The organism is Streptomyces sp. W16 (assembly GCF_033194735.1).
Taxonomy (GTDB): Bacteria; Actinomycetota; Actinomycetes; order Streptomycetales; family Streptomycetaceae; genus Streptomyces.
Genome location: NZ_JAWOAI010000885.1, coordinates 1 through 2,426 on the forward strand (window position 1 = coordinate 1; position 2,426 = coordinate 2,426).

At 70.7% G+C, this 2,426-nt stretch carries 3 protein-coding genes; 2 read left to right on the forward strand and 1 reads right to left on the reverse strand.

What is annotated here, in order from left to right; translation table 11 throughout:
• Positions 1 to 201 precede the first annotated feature (201 nt).
• Positions 202 to 624, forward strand: coding sequence for an acyl-CoA thioesterase (locus R6V09_RS50915; protein ID WP_317888215.1), 423 nt, complete (start codon positions 202 to 204; stop codon positions 622 to 624).
• Positions 625 to 642: 18 nt separating this feature from the next.
• Here the strand turns inward: R6V09_RS50915 and R6V09_RS50920 are convergent, their stop codons facing one another.
• The gene (locus tag R6V09_RS50920; protein ID WP_317888216.1) at positions 643 to 1,032 is read right to left on the reverse strand and encodes a winged helix-turn-helix transcriptional regulator; all 390 of its coding nucleotides are present in this window, start codon (positions 1,030 to 1,032) and stop codon (positions 643 to 645) included.
• Positions 1,033 to 1,133: 101 nt separating this feature from the next.
• Between R6V09_RS50920 and R6V09_RS50925 the strand changes: the two genes are divergently transcribed.
• Positions 1,134 to 2,426: MFS transporter (locus tag R6V09_RS50925; protein WP_317888217.1), on the forward strand; the 1,293-nt coding region annotated here is incomplete at its 3' end.

Here is a 2,426-nt window from a genome sequence, read left to right on the forward strand (position 1 = left end):
CCGAGGCCGTCGCCGTGCGCGACCCGGACGGGGCGGCGCTGCGCGCCTGTGCGGGGACGCTGGAGCGGGCGGGCTGGCAGGTGAGCGAGCACAACGAGCCGCGTACGGGGGCGAGTTATCTGCTGGCCTCACCGCGAAGAAGCTGAGGGGCGTGCCAAGATCGGTGGGGCAGATCGTCCGTCAGTGCGAGAAGGGAACGCAGTGAGCGAGCCGTTTTCCGTCCCGGTGACCGTCCGCGGATACGAGACCGACAGCCTGGGGCACCTCAATCAGAGCGTGTATCTGCAGTACGCGGAGCATGCCCGCTGGGCGCTGTTGCTGGCCGCGGGGGTGGGTCAGGCCGAGTTGCTCGCCGAGGGGATCGCGCCGGTCGTCCTGGAGACGACCATCCGCTATCTGCGGGAGCTGCGCGCGGGCGAGGACGTCGAGGTGAGCTGTGTCTTCGAGTGGGGTGAGGGCAAGACGTTCCGGGTCACACAGGCGATCACGAAGACCGACGGGACGGTCTCCGCGGAGGTCGCGTCGGTCGGCGGGCTGCTGGACCTCAAGGAGCGCCGGCTGGCCGCCCGACCGCGGGAGTACTTCAAGCAGTTGACGACCGATCCGGGCCTGTTCGGGCTCTGAGCCTCGGCGCCGTCACCCTCACTCCGGACCGTGCTCGGTGTCGTAGGCCGCGCGCGACTCCGCGATGTGGACGCGGTTGCGCTCGGCCCAGTCCGTCAGTCGTTGCAGTGTCTCGTGCAACTCCTGGGCCACCGGAGTGAGTTGGTACTCGACCTTGGGTGGCACGGTCGGGAAGACGGTGCGGGTGACGAGTCCGTCGCGCTCCAGGTTGCGCAGCGTCAGGGTCAGCATGCGGCGGCTGATGCCCTCGATGCTGCGCTCCAACTCGGTGAAGCGGATGGGTCCGTGGGCCGCCGCGACCAGGATCTGCACGCTCCATTTGCCGGCGACCCTGTCAAGAACTTCGCGCACCGGGCAGGCGTGCGCGTTCACGAGCTGGGCGGTAACACCGGTGTTCCCCTGGGACATCGAAGTGCCTCCTTTTGCCGACCTCCATGGTTCCTCACGATGTTCCCCGTTACAAGTCGTGCACCTATGGGTGCAACGGAGAACGATGGAGGCCACGAGCCATGTCGACCCTGACCGAGGCACCGCCGCGAGGGCTGCAACGAACGTACTCCCGCTGGGCGTCCCTCGTCGTCCTGTGCGCGGGGACGCTGATGACGATCCTGGACGGCAACATCGTCACGGTCGCCATGCCGGCGATCCAGCGCGACCTCGGCTTCTCGGGGCCGGGGCTCGCCTGGGTCGTGAACGCCTATCTGATCCCGTTCGGCGGACTGCTCCTCCTCATCGGCCGGCTGGGCGACCTGGTGGGCCGCAAGCGGATGTTCACGGCGGGGCTCGCCGTGTTCACCGCGGCCTCCGTGCTGTGCGGGCTCGCGACGAGCCAGGGCATGCTGATCGCGGCCCGGGCCGTGCAGGGCGTCGGCGGGGCGATGGCCTCGGCGGTCGTCCTCGGGATGCTGTTCGCGCTCTTCCCCGAACCGCGTGAACTGGCCCGCGCCATCGCGGTGTTCAGCGCGGTCGGCGCCGGCGGCGGAGCCCTCGGCACCTTCCTCGGCGGGGCGCTGACCCAGGCCCTGAACTGGCACTGGATCTTCCTCATCAACCTGCCCATCGGGATCGTGGCCTGGCTCGCGGCCGTCCGCGTCCTGGCCCCGGAGCAGGGCGCCGGGCTCGGCCGGGGCGCCGACTATCCGGGCGCCGCGCTGGTCACCGGCGCGCTGATGCTCACGGTGTACGTCATCGTCGGCACCGGTGACCGAGGCCTCACCGCCACCCTCCTCCTGGCCGCCCTCGCCCTGGCCCTCTTCGTGGCGTTCACCGTCCGCCAGGCCAGGACCGCCCGCCCGCTGCTGCGCCTGCGGCTGTTCCGCTCCCGGCTGCTGACCGGGGCGAACGCCGTGCAGATCCTGATGATCGGCACCATGTTCGGCTTCCAGTTCATCGGCGCGCTGTACGTCCAACGCGTCCTCGGCTTCAGCGAGTTGCTCACCGGTACGGCGTTCCTGCCGGCGCCGGTCGCGATCGGCGTACTGATGCTGGGCCTGTCGGCACGGACCATCGGCCGCTTCGGCGCGTACCGGGTGCTGCTGGCCGGGCTGGTCCTGATCGTCGCGGGAATGGGCCTGCTGAGCCGCGCCCCCGCCGACGGCTCGTACCTCACCGACGTCCTGCCGCCACTGCTCCTGCTGGCAGCCGGGTTCGCCGCCGCGATGCCCGCGCTGACCGGGCTCGCCATGTCGGGGGCGCGGGAGGAGGACGCGGGGCTGGCCTCCGGGCTCTTCAACACCACGCAGGTGGTGGGCGGTTCACTGGGGCTCGCGGTGCTGTCGACGCTGGCCGCGGGCCGGACCGGC

What these genes read in the sequence shown, in the direction of transcription:
- R6V09_RS50920 (WP_317888216.1), bottom strand. Translation starts at nt 1,032, where the DNA reads ATGTCCCAGGGGAACACCGGTGTTACCGCCCAGCTCGTGAACGCGCAC.